The organism is Arthrobacter globiformis (genome assembly GCF_030818015.1).
Taxonomy (GTDB): Bacteria; Actinomycetota; Actinomycetes; order Actinomycetales; family Micrococcaceae; genus Arthrobacter; species Arthrobacter globiformis_C.
The window spans coordinates 13,946-32,744 of the sequence record NZ_JAUSZX010000003.1; the positions used below are offsets into that span (position 1 = coordinate 13,946).

Here is an 18,799-nt window from a genome sequence, read left to right on the forward strand (position 1 = left end):
ATGTATGCCATCTCTGTATCCGAACCCGGCGGGCCCGAGGCCATGGAATGGACCATCGCCGCCGACCCCGTTCCCGGTCCCGGAGAAGTCGTCATTGACGTCGCAGCCTCTGGAGTGAACCGCGCGGACCTGCACCAGCGGCAGGGAAACTATCCTCCTCCAGAAGGCGCCAGCGACATCCTGGGTCTGGAGTGCTCCGGAACGATCTCCGAAGTCGGGGCCGGGGTGAGCGGATGGGACGTCGGGGACCGGGTGTGCGCACTCCTGAGCGGTGGCGGGTACGCCGAACGGGTCGCGGTTCCCGCCGATCAGCTGCTTCCCGTCCCGGCCGGCGTCGGTTTGGAAGAAGCGGCAGCTCTGCCCGAAGCGGCCTGTACCGTGTGGTCCAACATCGCCATGTACGCCCGGCTCGCTCCCGGAGAAACCTTCCTGGTCCACGGCGGCGGCAGCGGCATCGGAACCCACGCCATCCAAGTCGCAGCAGCACTGGGCGCCCGCGTCGCCGTCACCGCAGGAACCGCGGAAAAAATGGAGGCCTGCCTAGGGCTGGGCGCAGCCATCGCAATCAACTACCGGGAAACCGACTTCGTGACCTCGCTCCTGGAACAAACCAACGGGCACGGGGCAGACGTCATCCTCGACATCATGGGCTCCTCATACCTTGACCGGAACATCTCCGCCCTGGCCAAGGACGGGCGGATCGCGGTCCTCGGTTTTCAGGGCGGAGCCAACAGCGAACTGCATCTGGCACGACTGATGGCCAAACGCGGAACCATCCACGCCGCCGGCCTGCGCAGTCGCCCGGTGCACGGGACGGGCGGCAAGAAAAGCATCATTGAGGAGGTCGCCAAACACCTCTGGCCGATGATCGCAAGCAAAACAATCCGCCCCGTGGTCCACGCCTATCTCCCGGTCGGTCAGGCCGCCGCAGCCCACCGCCTGCTCGACGCACCGGAGACCGTCGGCAAAGTCGTTCTGACGATGAACTGACCGGCGGCCGCACTCCAGCCCTGAAACCTCATCCATCGGGGAGGCACCCGACGGCCTCTCGGCTCATGCCCGCGTGGAACCCCACCGGGCAGCAATTCCCCGGGCACCAACCAGCACGCAATTTTTTAGGAGCTCCATGACCGACGAGACGGTAACCCATGTCCGGACCGACCATCATGTGCGGAACAACGTCCGCATCACTCTGCTGACCCTGGACAACGGCAGCCGACGGCCCGTCACACTTGGGCCGTCTTCGCTGACGAACCTGTCCACAGCCCTCAGCGCCATCAACCTCAAAGAAACCGATGCCATCGCGGTAACCGGGGTGGGATCAACCTTTTGCGCCGGCGCGGACCTGAAACAGATGGCCCTGGCAGCCACCGCGCCTGAAGCCGAAGAAGTTGCCGCCCAGGGGCTGGACGTTCTCGGGCAGCTGCGCGCCCTCGACGTCCCGACCTTCGCCTTCCTCAACGGAACAGCCCTCGGCGGGGGCCTGGAACTGGCCCTGCACGCGGACTACCGCACCGCGGCAGAATCCGTGCGCGCCTTGGGCCTTCCGGAGGTCCGGCTTGGACTCATCCCGGGATGGGGAGGCATACCGCTGGCCACAACCCTGCTCGGCACAGCGTCGGCCGCCCGCCTGGTAGTCACGGACTCCCTGAACGGCCGGACCCTGACGGCCGACGCCGCATCAGCAATGGGACTCCTGGACGTGGTGGTCCCTGATGACGCCTTCCTGGATGCCTCCCTCCGCTTCGCGGCCGACATTGTCTCTGGGCACCGCAGACGCCCGCCACGCCCGGCTCCCGTCCACGACCCGCAGGCACTGCAGAAGATTCGCCGCTCCCTCGACGAGCGCCTCCACGGCGCCGCCCCTGCCCCCTACCGGGCGCTGGAGCTCCTCGAAACCTCAGGCCTAACCCTGGGCGCGCCAAACCCTGCCGGCAGGCAAATGCCCCTCCCGGGACATCAGGAGCAGGTCCGCGCCTTCGGCGAGCTCCTGCTCTCCGAACAGGCCCGCGCCAGCAGATACGCCTTGACCCTCACCCAATCCGCTGCGAAGCCAGTACCTAAAATGGATCCCTCCGCAGAGCCGCGCCCCGTGCGGGCCGTCGGCGTGATCGGAGCAGGCCTCATGGCCAGCCAGCTGGCTCTCCTCTTCGCCCGCCAGCTGCGCGTTCCAGTCCTCCTAACCGACCTGTCATCAAACCGGATCGACTCGGCACTGGAATGGATCAGCAACCAGACCGAAAAGCTCGTGACACGCGGCCTGCTGAATTCAACTGAGGCCGAGGACGTCCGGGCCCTCATCACCGGCACCACCGACAAATCCGACTTCGCAGACCGGGACGTCGTGATCGAGGCAGTCTTCGAAGAACTCGACGTCAAACGCCAGGTCTTCGCCCAAGTGGAAGACGTGCTCAGTCCCGAGGCCATACTGCTGACGAACACCTCCTCCCTGTCGATCGCCGACATCGCCGCCGGGCTCTCCCATCCCGAACGGCTTGTCGGGTTCCACTTCTTCAACCCTGTTGACGTCCTGCCCCTCGTGGAACTCATCGCCACCCCGCAAACTGACCCAGCAACCGTCTCCACCGCCCTGGCACTGGCCAGAAAGCTGCACAAGACACCGGTGCTCGTGAAGGACAGGCCCGGATTCGTCGTCAACCGCCTGCTCACGCGCCTCATCAGTGAGACCCTGCAGCTGATCGACGACGGCGCGGACCCCCATACCGTGGACCACGCACTGGATTCCTTGGGGCTGCCGATGACGCCCTTGCGGCTGCTGCAGTTCATCGGACCGGCCGTCCAGCAGCACATCGGCGATACCCTGCACGCCGCCTACCCGGACCGGTTCACCGTCAGCAGCAGCCTGAAGGCCATCGTTACCGCCGGCATGCCCGGATACCTGGACAAAGACGGGCAGATATCGCCCGCCGCAGCAGCCCTCCTGCCTGAACCTGCACCGATCGCGCCCGACCAGGTCCGAACCCAAATCCTGGACGCGCTGTCCCAGGAAACCGAGCTCATGCTCACCGAAACAGTCGTGGAAGGACCCGAACACATTGATTTGTGCATGATCCTCGGCGCAAACTTCCCCTTCCACACCGGCGGACTCACACCACTTCTGGACCGCGAAGCCGGCACGGCCTTCCGCGCGGACCCCAACCGCACCGCTAAGGAGACAGTATGAACACCCTGGACATCAACGCCCTGGAGGTTGTCGTTGTCGGCGCCGCGCGAACCCCGCAGGGGCGCCTCATGGGCCAACTCGCCCCGCTGCCGGCGGTCGCCTTGGGCGGAGCTGCGATCCGTGGGGCTCTCGCACACGCGCGCGTGAACCCCGTCGGCGTTGACGCAGTCATCATGGGCCACGCCCTGCAGGCCGGAGCAGGGCAGAACCCCGCCCGGCAGGCCGCCGTCGCCGCAGGCATCCCGCTCCAGACCCATGCCAGCACGGTCAACAAAGTATGCCTGTCGGGCCTTACCGCCATTATTGAAGGCGTACGCATGCTGCGCCTCGGAGAGGCGGCCATTGTTGTCGCCGGTGGACAGGAATCCATGAGCAACGCACCGCACGTACTGGCCGGTTCCCGCGCCGGCACTGTCTACGGCGACACCACACTCAAAGATTCTGCGGCATGGGACGGGCTCACCGACGCCTTCAGCCAAGAAACAATGGGCCTTGGCACTGACCGGGCCAACGAGGAACTGCGACTGACCCGTGCCGACCAGGACGACGTAGCCGCCATGTCCCATCAGCGGGCGGCCGCAGCCCAAAGCAAGGGACTGTTCACGGCGGAGATCGTCCCCGTACCTGTCCCGCAGCACCGTGGAGACGATCTGCTTGTGACAGCTGACGAAGGGGTCCGAGCCGCCACCACAGCAGAAGTGCTGGGCAAGCTAAAACCAGCCTTTTCCCCCGCCGGTACCGTAACAGCCGGCAACGCCTCACCCCTCAACGACGGGGCAGCAGCCATAGTCCTGACCACAAGGGGCTATGCCGACGCCAACGGCTTGGACACCCTCGCGGTGATACGCTCCCACGGACAAATCGCCGGTCCTGACACCTCCCTACCGGACAAACCTGCCCTCGCAATCCAAAAAGCCCTCGATCACGAAGGCTGGAAAGTGGAGGACCTGGACTTCATCGAAATCAACGAAGCCTTCGCCTCTGTCGCCCTGCATTCAGCAGCCATGCTCGACATGGACCTCAAGCGCGTCAACGTCAACGGCGGAGCGATCGCCCTCGGACATCCCATCGGAGCCTCAGGTGCCCGCGTCGTCGTATCCGCGGTCCACGAACTACTGCGCCGCAGACAGGGAACAGCCGCAGTGGCCTTATGTGGCGGAGGCGGACAAGGCGAGGCGCTGCTTCTCTCCCTTTAGTCCGGACCAGACCGATCCTCACTGCCTACAGCCGGCGCAGGGCCTCCACCCGATCCCACGACTCAAAGCCGACAGACCATAACGAGCCCCGCGGGGCAACCAAGGAGGCTGATACATGACGAACGTCAGATCAGGCGCTCGGGACGATGATCTTTCATCACTGGCGCCAGGCAAGAAGGTCCAGGCCCTCGACAGCCACGGGAACCGCTGGATGGGTAAGGGGGTCCTCAGCTCCCCGGACCAAGGGATCCTTTGGATCCATACCAGCGCCGGCGAACGAAAATTACCCGGCATCCAAGAGCACCGAATCCGACTGGTCCCATAACCTATCAGCGGATTCCTTACCGGCACTCGGCTATTCGCTAAGGCGCTGGACGTACTCCGCCATTCCAGGAACCGTAAACGCCACTGTGCCAAGTGCTGGCGCGTAGATGATGCCTTTCTCTATCAGGGAGGATCTTGTCTGGGTCATGGAACTCTGCTTCTTCTCCGCCCGCCGGGCAAGTTCGGAGGTACTGGAGCCAGCATCGCCGTCCATAGCCATTAGTCGAAGGAACGCCTTCTCGGCATTTGAAGCGCGCTTCCAGCGAGAAGGGAAGAAGCCCTGGTCCAACTGTGCCTGGCCTATTGCTACGGCAACTGTCGCATCTTCGACTGTCACGGTCTTCTCCGGCGCCGTTTCCCACGCCGCATAACCGTACTCTTGCAGGAAATAGGGGTAGCCGCCTGATGCGTCGAGCAGAAGATCCTTGGCTTGAGGAACGTATCGTGCGCCATGCCGGGAGGCCGGGACGACGAGGGCCGCTTCGGCAGCCTCCCTGGTCAGCGCTCCGATGCTGCGGTAATTGAAGATGCGCTCCGCGTAGGACCGTGCTTCTGCCAGCACTGAGGGCAGGTTGGGCAGGCCTGCGCCGGCAATGTAGAAGGGCCATTCGCGCTGGTTTGCCAGATGTTGAGCGCTCAGGAGCGCGGCAATGAGTCCATCATCCAGATCCTGCATTTCGTCGATGATAAAGATCAGGCCCGACCGGTTTTCGGCCAGCGCTTCGCACAGATCCTCGATGAGTTCCTCCAGGTCCACTTCGATCGATCCCGAGTCGGCCCGTCCATGGTTCAGATTCACACCGATGTCGATACCCGTAACGCCCAGCTTGGCCGAAAAGGAGGCAATGCTGCCCAGCGCAGCGACGAGACGGGTTCCGGCACCGCGTCGGTTCAGCTTTCGCCCTGCCTGCAGAAGGTTGCGCGCAAGCTTGGCCCGGATGGCTTTCGGCCCACCCTCGGCGTCCCTGCCCTCAAGGCTGACCACCATGAACCCGGCATGTTCGGCCTGACGCCGGAACTCATTCAGCAGCACGGTCTTTCCTACGCCCCGCAGTCCGTGCAAGACGATGCCCCGATCAGGGCGGCGTTGTCGCGTCTTCGCCAGCAGCAAATCGAAAGCGTCAATCTCGCTCTGGCGGCCGGCCAATTCAAAGGGACGCCGTCCAGAACCTGGTGAATAGGGATTCAGTGCGCTCTCCATATCAATCACCATACCCCTAAATCAAATTTATTGGATATAGGGTGATAAAGCTTGATAGAGGAGGACCACCGGCTGGTCAGTCTTTCAAGTAGATCCGGATTGATCGTTACGTCTGCGGGTGAGGTTTGGCCTGCTCCAGGAGTTCAGTCATCCACGGACGGTGCCCGCGGTGGAGTACTAGCCCTTCGGGCAGCCCCTGAACTGTGGGGACGGACTTGGCAATGTCGATTGTGATCCGGCCTCCGGCCAGGGGCGCGTTGGTGATGTGCAGCTCGCCAAAGGACTCCGGGAGCACAGGATCCATCCATAGGCCACCGCGGGAAACGTGGGCGTCATACCGCATGAGGTTCGTCACGAGCCGGATCGGCGTGGTCGCTGCCCAAGCCTGTGGGGAGCACGCCGTCGGATAGGGGACGGGTACGGTGAACTGTTCCCGACTGAAGCCGCAAAAAAGCTCCGGGAGCCTGCCGCCCGAGTACTCGGCTGCTTCGAGTAGAGCCGTGGAGATCCGCTGTGCCTCCGCCACGAAACCGTACCGGAGCAGGCCGGTCGCGATGATGGCATTGTCATGCGGCCAAACTGAGCCGTTGTGGTAGCTGGCGGGGTTGTAGGCACGCATGTCGCTGGCCAGGGTACGCACGCCCCAGCCGCTGAACATTTCCGGGGACATCAGACGTTCGGCCACCTGCGGGGCTTTATCCTCGTCCACGAGGCCGAGCCATAGGCAGTGACCCATATTGGAGGCGCACGCGTCGACCGGCCGCTTCCGGCCATCGAGGGCGACGGCATAGTACCCGCGCTCGGGCAGCCAGAACTGCTCGTTGAACCGTTTCTTCAGCTGCGCCGCAAGCTCGGCGAGTTCATTCCCAAGAGCTGTCTCGCCGGCGTCGTAGGCCATCCAGGCGCGCGCCTGATAGGCCGTGTAGACGTAGGCTTGCACCTCGCATAGCGCAATAGGGGGTTCGGCCAGCGTGCCGTCTGCGAAGTTAATACCGTCCCAGGAGTCCTTCCAGCCCTGATTGATCAGCCCCTGGTCGTTGAGCCGCTGATACTCGACGAACCCGTCGCCGTCCTTGTCGCCGTAATCCCTGATCCAGTCCAGCGCCCGGTCGGCATGGGGCAGCAGTGCGGCGATGGTGTCCCTGGCGAAGCCCCATCGGCTGACCATTCCGAGTACCAGCACGAACAGCGGCGTCGCGTCGACGCTGCCGTAATACGCGGACTTGCCGCCTAAGGAAAGCCCGCTGGAGACGTCAAGCCTGACCTCGTGCAGGATCTTGCCCGGTTCCTCTTCGCTTGTCGGATCCACCACTCTTCCCTGTCGATCCGCTAGCGTCTGCAGCGTACCTAAGGCCAGGGAGGGGTCTACCGGCAGCGCCATTGACGAAGCCAACAGCGAGTCCCTGCCGAACAGGGTCATGAACCAGGGCGCCCCGGCGGCCACCACGACACGTTCAGGGTGGTCGGGGTCCTCAATCCGAAGGGCACCCAGATCGTCGTAGCTGCGGCGCAACGTCCGTTCGATGGACCGGTTTCCCATCTGCAGCACCGGTATCTTGGCCACCCACTCCTGCCGGCGCCGGTCACTCCGAGACAGTTCACCGGCGTTCGGATGGACAAACAGCGCGTCAGGGTCGATTCCTTCCACGAGGGGCACCACGCGAAGCTCCGTGGTCCATTGGTCCTGGGGCGCGACAACCGTCCGGTAAGTCAGGGTCTCAGGGGTGACGTCAGCCCCCTCGGTCTTGACGATGACACCCTTCCGGGCGTTCTGCCAGAGAGCCCGGATGATCAACGAATCACCGTCCGCTTGCCGAGTTTCCTCCCATCGCCGCGGAATCCGGGCCTCCTTGACCTCGAAAAGATCCGCGAAGTCGGACTCAATTCTCAGGGAAACAAGGCATTTTGCAGGATTCAGGCCATAGTTCCGAATCGTGATCTGCTCCAAGATCCCTGCCGCCACTTCGCGCAGCCGCTCCACGATTAACGGGCTGTCCGCGTAGCCGTCCGATCGGGTGACGCGGCTGGCAAATAGAGCACGGTACGGCTGCTTCGTCTCCGCTGCCAACGGCTCCAATGGCTGGCCATTAATGGTCAGACTCCAACGCGACAGGAAGCGCGTGTCCTCAAAGAAAGCCCCGTGCGGATTGTCGGGATGGATGTCACCGTTTGGCAAGGAAATGCAGAAGGACGTGCCCTCGACCAAGGTGACCGTCCCGGAACCTAAGGGCCCCGCCGCCGTGTCAGCATTCCATCCAGCCATCCTCGGCTCCTCCAAGAATTGACCCGAAACGCAGTCCCGATGTTTAGTCAGAGCGCCGGCCGCCGCCTTCATGGTTCCGATTGACGCTACGCCGGTCTTCACTCAAGCGCCAGAGGGCGCGTTGAGTCGTAAGAAGCTCCGGGAAGGGGGATACGTTGCCTCATTAATAATCCTCCGGCTGGGTCGGCGGTTGCCGGGGTGGGCGGTGCGGGTTAGGCCGGGTGGATGGGATTGACGATGGCTGAGCGCAAGGCCGTGACGAAGCAGCTGGCGAGGTCCTATCGGGCCGGTGACAAGGTCCGGAAGGGAAGGATCCTGGACGAGGTCGTGGAGCTGACCGGCTGGCACCGGGACTATGCCCGGGCGGTGCTGCGGCATGCCCTTGCCCCTCCGATGCCCAAACCTGTGAGGCCCGGCCGGGCTCCCACATACGGCGCGGATCTGCAGCCCCCTGGTGTTCTGCTGGCGGTACTGCGGGCCGCCGCCGGCGAAAGCTGCTGGCAGCCGTGCTGCCCAAACTCGTCCCAACACTGCACAAAGAGAAGACTGCGCGTCCTGCATCATGCTGTGTCGCGACCTGCGAGACCGAACAGATCCGCAGGGCCACCGCAAACCTTTATTTACCCGGGCACTTCTGCATGATTCCGAACGCCGATAACCATGATTATGTAAAGCTGACAGTATGTTACGACATACTTGCCCGCTATCCTAGCGTAGCCCTCGTCCTGATTGAGGTGCAATGCGGAGGCCCGTTTTTACGTCGCTCGGAATTTAACTGGCTGTGTCGAGGCGGCGCGTCAATACGGGTTTGCCTTCAGCGGCGATGGCGCCGGCACTCTCCATAAGGGTCAGAACGTACGTTCGGGCAGACAACGTGGCGTCTGCTTTGGAGCCGCCTGCACGCGTCCTACCTCGGTTGGCGTTTGATGAAAGCCGCCATTCCTGGGACGGTAAAGGCGATGACTCCGTGTTCGGGAGCGTAGACAAGGCCTTTGGCGATCAGATTCGCGCGGATCGGGCCGAAGCTGGCTGGACCGCGTCCCAGCCGGGCTGCGATTTCGCCCGATGAGCTTCCCTTGTCACCGTCTTCAGCCATGGCCCTGAGATAGTTCTGCTCGGCCCTGGTGGCCCGGTCCCAGCGGGCCCGGAAGAACCCGCTGTCCAGGGCCGCCCGGCCATTGGCCGCACCGACCCGGGCATCGTCGTACGTGATGTTCGCCCCGGTCGCGGCGTTCCAGGTGTCTTGCCCGAACTGCTGCAGGAAGTACGGGTAGCCAGCGCTTTCGCCGACTATCAGCGCGACGGCGGATTCGTCCCACTCGACCCCGTCCTCGCCCGCTGGTTTCGTGAGCGCCTCGGACGCGATGGTTCCGCGGAGTTCCTCGATCTTTTCGTAATTGAACCGTTCGGCATAGGACTTCGCTTCGGCGAGGACCCGGGGCAGGCTCGGCAGGCCGGCAAACGCAAAAAGGACCCGCCAGTCGTCCTGTGCGGCGGCATGGGCGATCGCGCAGAGCGCCACGAGCTCGGCCTGATCAAGGTCCTGCGCTTCATCGACCAGGATCGCCAGGCCCACGTTCTCTTCTTCTGCAGCCAGGGCCAGGTCGTGGATGAGTTTACGGAGGTCGGTTTCGAGGACACCCGTATCCGCTCCCCCGCCCGAGGCCCCTGACAGGTCAAGGCCGAAGTTCCACGTTCCGTCCTGGTCATAGGAGGCTTTGAAGCTGACCGCAGTCTTCAGCGCCTTCAGGAGGCGCCGCCCCGCGGACGGACGCGCGAGATCGGCAAGTGGCGCGTGCAGCGCTTCGCCCAACGCTTCGCGCAATGACTTGCCGGCGCCTGCCTCGACCTGGGCCACCAGCCAGCCCCGCTCGGCCGCGGACCGTCGGAAGTCAGAGAGCAAGACCGTCTTACCCACTCCCCTCAACCCGTACAGGACGACAGGCTGAGCCGTTCTGCCGGCCTCAACCCGGTCAATCGCAATCTGCCAATCCCTGCGGGGCTGCTCCCTGCCGACAAGAGCCGCAGGTTTCCGGCCGGCACCAGGCGAGTAAGGATTCAATACCGGATCCAAGCGAGCCTCATCTCTAAGGAGATCTACAGAAATATAAGGAAGTCTAGCAAAATGCTACACATCGATAGATATCGATAGCATCTGAGCGAGCCACCCAAAAACAGGCCGACTGCCTGCCGGACGAGTCAGGCAGGGCGAACTACGCACCCGACTGCGTGTAGAGACATAAGGCTCTCTGGGGCGGATTCTGGCGATCGCCCTGCCGCGGCGAATCACTCCTCGACATTCATTAGCGCTTGCTTATAAGTGGAGGATTCCACTGCAGGGGTATCGGAGAAAAACTCGGGGCGCACGGAGTCGAGGATGGCGAGGTGATCGGTTGGCTGCGAGACCGTACGCAAAGTGCGGATGATCTGCTCTCTGGCCTGCAAGTCACCGGCAAGATACGTCCGGATCAGCCAGAAGAGTTCTGCGACTGCGACTGCCGCCGTCCCCAGACCAACCAAGGGCGCGTCCTTATAGGTGGACGGCGCAAGCAATAGAGGGCTGTCCCCACCCATTCCGATCCAGATGGTGTAACCCCCGGTCAAGGCCAAAACAGCGATCCCAAAGGTAATGCGTCCTATGACGCGACTCTTCATCAGGGTTGAGGCGGCGAGGTCGAGAGCTGTAAGAGCTTTGGCCGCTTCCAATGCGGCTGCCACCTGGCCTCCAGGTTCGAACAGCGCCGATGAATCATGCAGTACTCGAATCTTGCGCTGTAACCGCCCGGTTCGTTGCAGTGCAGATGCCCCGCTGAGCAGCGAGGCAAGTCCGCCCGTGCCGATCAGAACGCCAATTAGAGTGACGAGCTCATTCAATGTGTTTCGTTCCTTCTCGGAGTTTCTAAAAGCAGTTAAGCAAAGATGTGAAATGGCCCGATTCGCTCATGAGTCCACTTACGTGTCCCGGTGACCTGGGTGAACCGCGAGGTGACCGTGGGAGGCCTGCCAGCGTTGGGCTGGCAGGCCTCCTGGTGGAGCAATCCAACCGGCGAGAAGATCAGCCCCAGCGTTGTACTGGGGCTGATCTTGCTGGCTCCACTATCGGGACAGCCCACCTTTGCCGCGCTCAGCGCCCACTGCAGCACCTGCACGGGACTTTCTTGCCTTAGCAGCACCCTTGCCCGTGGTGACTGCCGCGCTGGGGTGAGTGCCTTCGCTGCGTGCCGCAGTGAGCCGCCCGCGGATCTGGGCTTCATTGGCGCCGGTGCCTTCCAGGGACTCCGCGAATTTTGCGTGGTGTTCAGCTGACCCGTAGCCGGCAGCTGATGCGGTTTCTGGTTTGAGTGCCTGGTCTTTAAGTTGGCTGCTGTCGTTGCCTGTGACGCGGTTTTCGATCTCACGGCCGACGCCTTCAAGGCGGGCGAAGAGATCCTTCTCGGCCCGTTCATACCGTTGTTCCGTTGATGCAAATTGAGAGCCTGGGAAGCCGCCTTCGGCCAGGAGCTTGGCATCGTGCATCTCCTTGGCTGCTTTCACGAACTGGGGATCATTGAAGTGGGATTCGCCGGCACCGTTGATGGTCGCGGTGGTTTCTTTGCGCAGCTGCTCAATGTCGGGGCCGTTGATGCCGTCCTCGCCAATCAGGAACAGCCGCTCTTTGATGTCAGCGTCTGCAGCTGCAGCAGCTTTGGGCGTTTTCGCATTATGCGCGCGCTGCAGGGCCTGTGCCAGTTCGGGGTTTGCCAAGTACTCCACGGGTATCTGGTGGCGCTCCATTTCAGGTGCCAGCTTCGCCGCCTGGGCTCGAAGTTCTTCTGCCTGCGCCGCCGCGATCAGCTGCATAGCCTTCTCGTGTTCGACAGCGGCTTTCCGTGTTTCTTCCTGGCTGCGTGCCAGCTCATCCAGCCGGGCCTTTTCGGTTTCGATAGTCGCGATTCCCGATTCAAGGTAGGCGGCGTCCGTACCGACGTCGTGTGTGTCGATACCGTACCGAGCGAGGACTTCTTCGCGGATCTTCGCGGAGGCTTCAAGGGCGGCAGGGTCGTGGTCTTTCCAGCCTTCAGCGACGGCGTGTGCCGCGGCGATGTCGGCCGGCTGTGCTTTGTTCCACCACTCATCCTTCTGTACGGGTGCGAGGCCAGCGAGGGCTGAACTCCGCTCAGCTGTAAGGCGCGTCTGTGCTTCGTGCGCCGCCTGGGAGTCCAGGTGTTCCTGCTGTCGCTGGGCTTCCTGCCGGCGGCGGGCCAGCGTCTCTGCGATGCGTGAGGCGATCATCAGGGATTGCCGCATTCCGTTGTCGAAAAAGTCGTCGATGCCGTCTGATTCACTCATGGTGTTCCCCTTGCACTAGTGGTGTGATTCTTATCGGTCGAGTCCCGGCCCGGTGTCGCGGCTGGGCTGATAGGTCTTCGCTGGTATTGCGGGTGTCGGTGTCGTGGGAACCACCGAACCGGGACGGATCGGGGCCATGCCGCGGCGGGCAATATCAACTGCCCTCGGCGGCACCGCAGCCGCTTCGGCCGGTTGTTGCTCTGCTCCTACAAGGACGGCCTTGGGCATCGTCGCAGTGAAGGGGGCCAGCTGGTTTTCGACCACTGATCGGATGCGTTGGGCTTCCCGGGCACGGCCGGACTGGGCGTGCATTTCGTACACCGCGAAGGCGGTGTTGATCAGCTGCACCATGAGTGCTGTTTGAGCGGCTGTTTTGTTCTTGCTCGACACTGCCATGAACAACATGGCAGTGCCGGCAATGGATGGCAGCGCGACGGGTTTGCCGTGCTGCCGGGGAGCCCGGAGTTGGGCTGTGCGGGACAGTTCGGCAGCTGTGGCCGCCAGCGGACCTGGCGTAGCCTCCAGCCGGTATGACCAGGCTGCAAAGGCACCGGAAACTTCACGCGCTGCTTTCGCCCAGGTTGCGTGATCGTCACGCGGAATGGTGCGCAGCTGGTCGGCCAGTGCTGTGGCGTTTCGGGTGTATTCCACCCACACAGCAGCTGAAGGGGTCGCGTTCTCGGGACCGGTCTTGGAGACCTTGCGCTTGTTGCGCGCGGCCGCGTTCCATTCCGCTGCGGCCTCGGTAGCGAGGTGCGGTGAGTCCATCCATTCCTCACGCAATGCACCGAGCTTCAGATCGGACGCGAGGGTGCCGCCGCCGAACCAAATGGGACGCTTTCCTGCTTTGGGGCGCTCTGCGACAGAGTAGCCAACGATGACGTCGGTGGTGTTCTTCGCGTAGCGCGGCCGGACCAATAGCCCGGTGTCGCGGGCACGTCGAACGAACTCTGCTTCAGTTGCTGACGCGCTGGCGCTGGCGCGCACCTTCCTGGCCAGGGAGGCACGATGCATTTCGCGGTCGTCGCGGACAGCGGTGGCCTTCTCGGCCCGGTCGTAGCCGCGGGTGGCGTGCACACTGGCAAGCTCTTCGAGCCCGTACTTGGTTTCCAGCTCGCGGCAGGTCTGTTGTGCTCGTTTGTAGTCGCCGTGCGTGGAGGCTTTGGTGCCGTCTTCGCGCACGAGGGACACGGCGATGTGGATGTGGTGGTTGCCGTTCTCACTGGTGCCGTGGTTGATCGCTACCCACCGGCACTGCGCTTTTCCGCTGGCCGCGGTGAACCCCATGGCGTCGACGAAGTCGTTCGCGATGTCGCCCCACTGCTGATCCGTCAGGGCTCCTTCTTCGGCGCGGAGACTCAGGGAGCAGTGCCACACATCGGCGTGCTTGTGGCCGTTCGCGACCCGCATTTTCTTGACGGGGTCCCAGCGGAAATCCTTCTGCAGCACCTCGATGCCGAACGCCTTGCGGGGCTGGTCCAAATGCTTGGCAATGGCCATGGCGTCGTCGCGGTCCAGGACCCCGTCGTCGTACCAGGCCATGATCGCCGCGTCGCCAGCCACAAGGTGGGGGTCAGTGTGGGCGTTCTTCGTTTTGTCCGTGTCGGTGGAGGCGAGGTAGAGCAGCAGCCCGGACATCCGGGACCCGCGGGTGATGTTTGGAATCATCCCTACATCAGCCCCTCGATCGTCCGGTCGATCCGCATCGCGACCTCGCGCACGTACGCCAGTGCAGCCTTCGCGTCCTGGGGGAATTCGTCCCCGGCATTGGCGTGCCGGGCGATCTGGTTCACGTTGTTCGACACCCGCGCCAACAACGTATGAATGGCCATGAGTTCAGCCATCGCCGCCTTCCGCTCCGTCGGCGTCTCCGACCCCTCCGAAAGGGCGGCTGTGATGAGCAGGTTCGGGACAGTGACCTTCTCCCTGGCAGCGCGGGCAACGAGGGCGGCTTCCTCCTCGGCAGTGACCCATAGGTCACGGCGTTTCTTCGACCCGGCCGGCTTGTTCTCCCGGCGCCGCTTGGAGATGCGGGAACGCGGCACGCTCTCTTCGGTCACGCACTCCCCCAATCGCCTCAACTGCCCAGCGCAGCGACCCCGGAACCGGGGACCACGAAAGCAAGTGTGCCAAGCAGGGACGGCAGGACGGTGCAGGACACGCCCATTTACACCCGTGTAAATGTATAGCTTGCTCGGGCCGAAGACGGTTCCTCGGGCCGAAGACGGTTCCAGCCCTTCCTCCGGCCCTCTGGCGTAGCCCGGTCAGCGAATCTGCACGCCGCTGCGCGTCGCTGCCCGGAAACCCACTACGCCTATGGTTACGGTGGGTGCATGCCAACCATCGATATCGAACAGACACGCAACCAGGCACGTGCCCTCCTGGATTCGCGCATCGAGTCCGTCACCAACCTGGTCAAGACCCGACAGCGGATCACCGAGCTGCGCGAGCAGCTCGCCGACGCCGAACGCGAAGACAAGCGCGCCTACGTCCGCGCCACCAAGGACGGGTGGAGCCCCGAGGAACTGAAGAAGCTCGGGCTTGAATCCGGCGCCGCAGCGCGCTGCCGGAAACCGGCAACCGCCCGCACCTCGGACGAAGGATCCCCGTCCTCTCCTGATGCGGTCACCGGGGCTGACTAGACTTGCCCCTCGCCCACCTGGGCACGGCAAAAGCAATATTCCTTCGGGCTTTTCCCGCACACAGGTGGACGACGGGACCCACCTGACCGGATGCACACAACCGCCAGGTCACCACCTGCTTGACCGTCACCGCCAGCGGCCGGCGGATGTGCACAGCCTGGAATCACGACCGTCGCCAGCGGGCACCTTCCCCATGGACCTTGACGCCGGCCGCCGGCGCACCTCCGGCTGTGGCCAGGTTCTTTTCAGCCGGGACGAAATCCACCCACGCACAGGACCAACCAGGCCGGGCACGGAACCCTGGGAGGCCGGCCGGCTTCTCAATCGGCTCGGGGTCTTCCAGCGGGTCAAGGGCGGCGACAACCACAAGCTGCGGGGCGGCGACAATCACCACCAGGTTCCATAGGCCCGCGTGGCGCTATGCACGGCAGGGAATCCTTCACCCGGACAGTTCGCGAGGTCTTTGGCATGCCGTACGCGCGACACGTCCCGAAAAGCTCATGCCGTGGGTGAGGATTGAGCCATGGCAAACGCCGATGGATCCGCGCCGATGTTCCACCCCGCATCCTCATGAAGCAGATGAGGCTCCGATACGCCGGAGCGTGTCGGCTGTGCGCTGCCTCTCTTCCGGCCGGGACAGAAGCGATCTACGAGAGCGAGACGAAGACCGTCCGCTGCTTGGAGTGTGCCACCGAGACTACGCAAACCACGTCTCCCGACCTGGAACCACCTTGTGATGAATCGTTGTCCACTGAGTCCGGAGTAGCCGGGTCGTCCGCCCGACGCGAATATGAGCGCCGCAAGACGAAGGACGAGGAAAAGCTCCGCGAGAAGTGGGGTCCCTTCGGTGGCCTCGCAGTCACCCTCTCTGACGAGCGGCAGCACACCAAGTCCTGGGATCGAGGCGCGCTCGGTGAGGAACGCCTCGGCGCTCGGCTAAATGCCCTGGCCGCCGATGGCCTGGCTGTCCTCCACGACCGACGCATCCCCGGCTCGAAGGCCAACATCGACCATATCGCCATCACTCCCGGTGGAATCTGGGTGATTGATGCCAAGCGGTACAAGGGACGGCCTGAACTGAAGATCGAGGGTGGCATCCTTCGCACCCGGGTCGAGAAGCTCGTCGTTGGCCGGCGTGATTGCACGAAACTGGTCGATGGGGTGCTCAAACAGGTCCATGTCGTGCGAGACATGGTTGGGGATGTTCCGGTCACCGGGGCGTTGTGCTTCATCGAAGCAGACTGGCCCCTGATCGGGGGCGCGTTCTCGACACGGGGCGTTCATGTGCTCTGGCCGAAACGCTTAGCCAAAGTGCTTAAAGAGCAGACAGCCGGCGACGTTGATGTGGCGAGAATGCGTGAGTCGGTAGCCTCGCGGTTCAAGTCCGCGTGACGTCAGGTGTCGATGTTCGAAACTGTTCGGAAAGACGCTACGGGACCGCCTCCACGGCCACGGCCCTTAGCCAGCCATCTGTGGTCTCACCGTTGATCGTGGCTTCACCCATTTCCACAACCATCTGGACCCTTGTCGCCCAGCACGGTAACCCCGTCGATCGTTTCGCCGGTGTCCACGGTGGTCACCGTCTTGATGGTGATTGCGTTCATGGTGTTGCTCCTTCTTGCCGAGAAGTTGGGGTGAGTGGGGCGGATCAGGTGACCGGCCAGCGTCCCCTCTCCCCTGTTGTTTTTTGGTTGCTGGCAAGCTTGCTTGCTCGGCGGCCGACGGAGCCCTGTCTACCCGCAGGGCAAGGGGCGGGAAATTCCCGAAGGAAATCAGCGACGAAGGAGCGCCGTAGGGAAATTCCTGCGCCGCAGGCCCCGACGAAGGAGGGGCTAGACGGGGTGGAGCGGACGCCTAGAATCCGAAGGACAGCAACCAGAAAACGTCGTAGACAAACAGGGCCAGGGGGTCCGGAGCTCTGCGACGGCGCGCCCTGGACCCAACAGCCGGCCGCGAAGCGGACGCCCATTCACTGGTTGAAGCGCAGCGGAAACCAGCGCGAGCCCTGCGAGCCTGCCTTTGCCCTGGGACTTGTCAGACTGGGTTGGTACGGTGGGAGTGTCCCGCCTGGTTCCCCCAATCCCAGGCGGGACATTCTTTGTCAGAAGGAGAGATGGACTGTGGGACTGCGAAGCTTCTTCACCCGGCGCCGGGCACCGGCCGCAGCGGAGCCCTCCGCCGTCGTGGTGGCCACGGAACGCGAGCCGCTGACGCCCGCACAGCTGGGCAGACCTGGAAGCGGCGTGGGCCGAACTGCAGCAGGCGGCCAAGGAAGCAGGGGTGTCGTTCCATGCCTGCACGCGGGACGGCAACCGCTGGCAGGACGACCCGCAGTCCGTACGGGCCATGGCGGAGACCATAAAGCGCACCCAGAAGTACACCGCCGAGGGCATCCAGGACAGCCCGCAGCGCTAGAAACGGCCCGTCCTTTAGGCTGGGCCCATGAGCGAGTCCATCCCGCCGGCTCTGCAACCACCGGTTGCTGTTGCCCTGGCGAAACTCGTCAAGACATTCCCGGGACCCGATGCGCTGCCAGGCGTGATGTATTCAGAACCCAAATGGGACGGGTACCGGACGATCGCCCTCATAAATTTCGACGGGGTGACGCTCTGGTCCCGGCAGGGCAAAGAGCTCACACGGGTCCTGCCTGACTTGGCCGCAGCCCTCGGGGCTCAGGTCCCGCCCGGTGTCGTCCTCGACGGCGAAGCCGTCATATGGAACAGGGATCGGCTGGACTTCGAGGCGCTGCAGCGTCGGATGGTCACGTCCAGGGCGGCTCTGCCGGCGCTGGTGAAGTTGTTCCCGGCCACGTTCGCGGCCTTCGATGTTCTGGCCGTCGCCGGGCAGGACGTCCGCGGTGTCCCGTTCGCCGGTCGCCGGCAGCTGCTCGAAGAATTGGCCCGGGAATGGGCGGCCCCGCTGGCCCTCTCCCCCACCACCACAGACCCGGAACTGGCAAAGACCTGGCTACGGGATCTTCCAGCCACCGGGATTGAAGGGTTGGTCTTCAAGGGAGGATCGCAGACATATGACGCCTCGCGCTCCTGGTTGAAGTTGAAGCACAAGAACGTTCTGGACGTCGTGTGCGCCGCCGTCATTGGGCCGTTGACGCAGCCCCACGCGATCATCGCGGGCTTGCCCATTGATGGGCAGCTGCGGATCGTCGGCCGCTCTACAGTCCTTTCAGCACGTGCAGGGCGCGAGCTGGGCCGCCAGCTCCGCCCGGCGCTGCCCGGGCATCCGTGGCCCGAAGAGATCAGCGAAACCTCGCTGAACAGATTCAGCAAGGACAAAGGCCCGGTGCACCTGACGCTGGTCGAAGCGCTCGTGGTCGAAGTCGCGGCCGACGTCGCATGGTCCGGCAGATCGTTCCGGCATCCTCTGTCTTTTGTGCGGGCCAGACCAGAGCTGGATCCCGCCGACGTGGAACTCCCGCCGCAGATCAAGGACAGGTAACCCCTGCAAGTCGCGATGGACGGGTTGTGCCCACTGGGGCCAGGTGGAGCCCTCCGCACAGCTCAAAGCTGTCCCCATTGGCGTGCAGCCCGTTCGCTTCTTTGCTCGGCTGGGAAAGAGGATGTATCGGTAGCTTGCGCAATAGCTTTTGGACGAATAGTCGTCAGTTCCAGATCGTCGTTGGTAGAAGATTCGCCCGAGACG

The 18,799-nt window shown here is 63.6% G+C and carries 15 protein-coding genes; 7 read left to right on the forward strand and 8 right to left on the reverse strand.

The window, feature by feature from the left end; all coding sequences use genetic code 11:
• From QFZ23_RS23115 to QFZ23_RS23125, 3 genes are all read left to right on the forward strand, one after another.
• Positions 1–990, forward strand: coding sequence for an NAD(P)H-quinone oxidoreductase (locus QFZ23_RS23115; RefSeq protein ID WP_306927013.1), 990 nt, complete (start codon positions 1–3; stop codon positions 988–990).
• A 136-nt stretch (positions 991–1,126) separates the two neighbouring features.
• Positions 1,127–3,184 (forward strand): 3-hydroxyacyl-CoA dehydrogenase NAD-binding domain-containing protein, encoded by a 2,058-nt coding sequence (locus tag QFZ23_RS23120; RefSeq protein ID WP_306927015.1) that lies wholly within the window; start codon positions 1,127–1,129, stop codon positions 3,182–3,184.
• Entirely contained in the window at positions 3,181–4,380 is a 1,200-nt protein-coding gene (locus tag QFZ23_RS23125) for an acetyl-CoA C-acetyltransferase (RefSeq protein ID WP_306927017.1), read from the forward strand. The genes QFZ23_RS23120 and QFZ23_RS23125 overlap by 4 nt, the downstream gene beginning before the upstream one ends.
• A 355-nt stretch (positions 4,381–4,735) precedes the next feature.
• Here the strand turns inward: QFZ23_RS23125 and QFZ23_RS23130 are convergent, their stop codons facing one another.
• From QFZ23_RS23130 to QFZ23_RS23160, 7 genes are all read right to left on the reverse strand, one after another.
• Complete coding sequence (locus tag QFZ23_RS23130) at positions 4,736–5,905, reverse strand: ATP-binding protein (RefSeq protein ID WP_306927019.1); 1,170 nt, start codon at positions 5,903–5,905, stop codon at positions 4,736–4,738.
• Positions 5,906–6,011: 106 nt separating this feature from the next.
• Positions 6,012–8,168 carry an amylo-alpha-1,6-glucosidase gene (locus QFZ23_RS23135; RefSeq protein WP_306927021.1) on the reverse strand — a complete coding sequence of 719 codons (2,157 nt, stop codon included), beginning with the start codon at positions 8,166–8,168 and terminating at the stop codon, positions 6,012–6,014.
• Positions 8,169–9,075: 907 nt separating this feature from the next.
• Positions 9,076–10,242 (reverse strand): ATP-binding protein, encoded by a 1,167-nt coding sequence (locus QFZ23_RS23140; protein ID WP_306927022.1) that lies wholly within the window; start codon positions 10,240–10,242, stop codon positions 9,076–9,078.
• Positions 10,243–10,454: 212 nt separating this feature from the next.
• Complete coding sequence (locus QFZ23_RS23145) at positions 10,455–11,042, reverse strand: hypothetical protein (RefSeq protein ID WP_306927023.1); 588 nt, start codon at positions 11,040–11,042, stop codon at positions 10,455–10,457.
• A gap of 222 nt (positions 11,043–11,264) precedes the next feature.
• A complete protein-coding gene (locus QFZ23_RS23150; RefSeq protein ID WP_306927025.1) occupies positions 11,265–12,497 on the reverse strand; it encodes a hypothetical protein in 1,233 nt (410 codons plus the stop codon).
• Positions 12,498–12,527: 30 nt separating this feature from the next.
• Positions 12,528–14,165 (reverse strand): relaxase/mobilization nuclease domain-containing protein, encoded by a 1,638-nt coding sequence (locus QFZ23_RS23155; RefSeq protein ID WP_306927028.1) that lies wholly within the window; start codon positions 14,163–14,165, stop codon positions 12,528–12,530.
• 2 nt (positions 14,166–14,167) lie between these two features.
• Positions 14,168–14,557, reverse strand: coding sequence for a MobC family plasmid mobilization relaxosome protein (locus QFZ23_RS23160; RefSeq protein WP_306927029.1), 390 nt, complete (start codon positions 14,555–14,557; stop codon positions 14,168–14,170).
• Between the two features lie 273 nt (positions 14,558–14,830).
• Between QFZ23_RS23160 and QFZ23_RS23165 the strand changes: the two genes are divergently transcribed.
• A complete protein-coding gene (locus QFZ23_RS23165) occupies positions 14,831–15,139 on the forward strand; it encodes a hypothetical protein (RefSeq protein WP_306927031.1) in 309 nt (102 codons plus the stop codon).
• 163 nt (positions 15,140–15,302) lie between these two features.
• On the opposite strand, the gene QFZ23_RS23170 is transcribed toward QFZ23_RS23165, so the two are convergent.
• Positions 15,303–15,533 carry a hypothetical protein gene (locus QFZ23_RS23170; RefSeq protein ID WP_306927033.1) on the reverse strand — a complete coding sequence of 77 codons (231 nt, stop codon included), beginning with the start codon at positions 15,531–15,533 and terminating at the stop codon, positions 15,303–15,305.
• 350 nt (positions 15,534–15,883) lie between these two features.
• On the opposite strand from QFZ23_RS23170, the gene QFZ23_RS23175 reads away from it, so the two are divergent.
• From QFZ23_RS23175 to QFZ23_RS23185, 3 genes are all read left to right on the forward strand, one after another.
• A complete protein-coding gene (locus tag QFZ23_RS23175; RefSeq protein WP_306927035.1) occupies positions 15,884–16,531 on the forward strand; it encodes a nuclease-related domain-containing protein in 648 nt (215 codons plus the stop codon).
• Between the two features lie 888 nt (positions 16,532–17,419).
• The gene (locus tag QFZ23_RS23180; protein ID WP_306927036.1) at positions 17,420–17,554 is read left to right on the forward strand and encodes a hypothetical protein; all 135 of its coding nucleotides are present in this window, start codon (positions 17,420–17,422) and stop codon (positions 17,552–17,554) included.
• A 27-nt stretch (positions 17,555–17,581) separates the two neighbouring features.
• Positions 17,582–18,595 carry an ATP-dependent DNA ligase gene (locus QFZ23_RS23185; RefSeq protein ID WP_306927038.1) on the forward strand — a complete coding sequence of 338 codons (1,014 nt, stop codon included), beginning with the start codon at positions 17,582–17,584 and terminating at the stop codon, positions 18,593–18,595.
• Positions 18,596–18,799 lie beyond the last annotated feature (204 nt).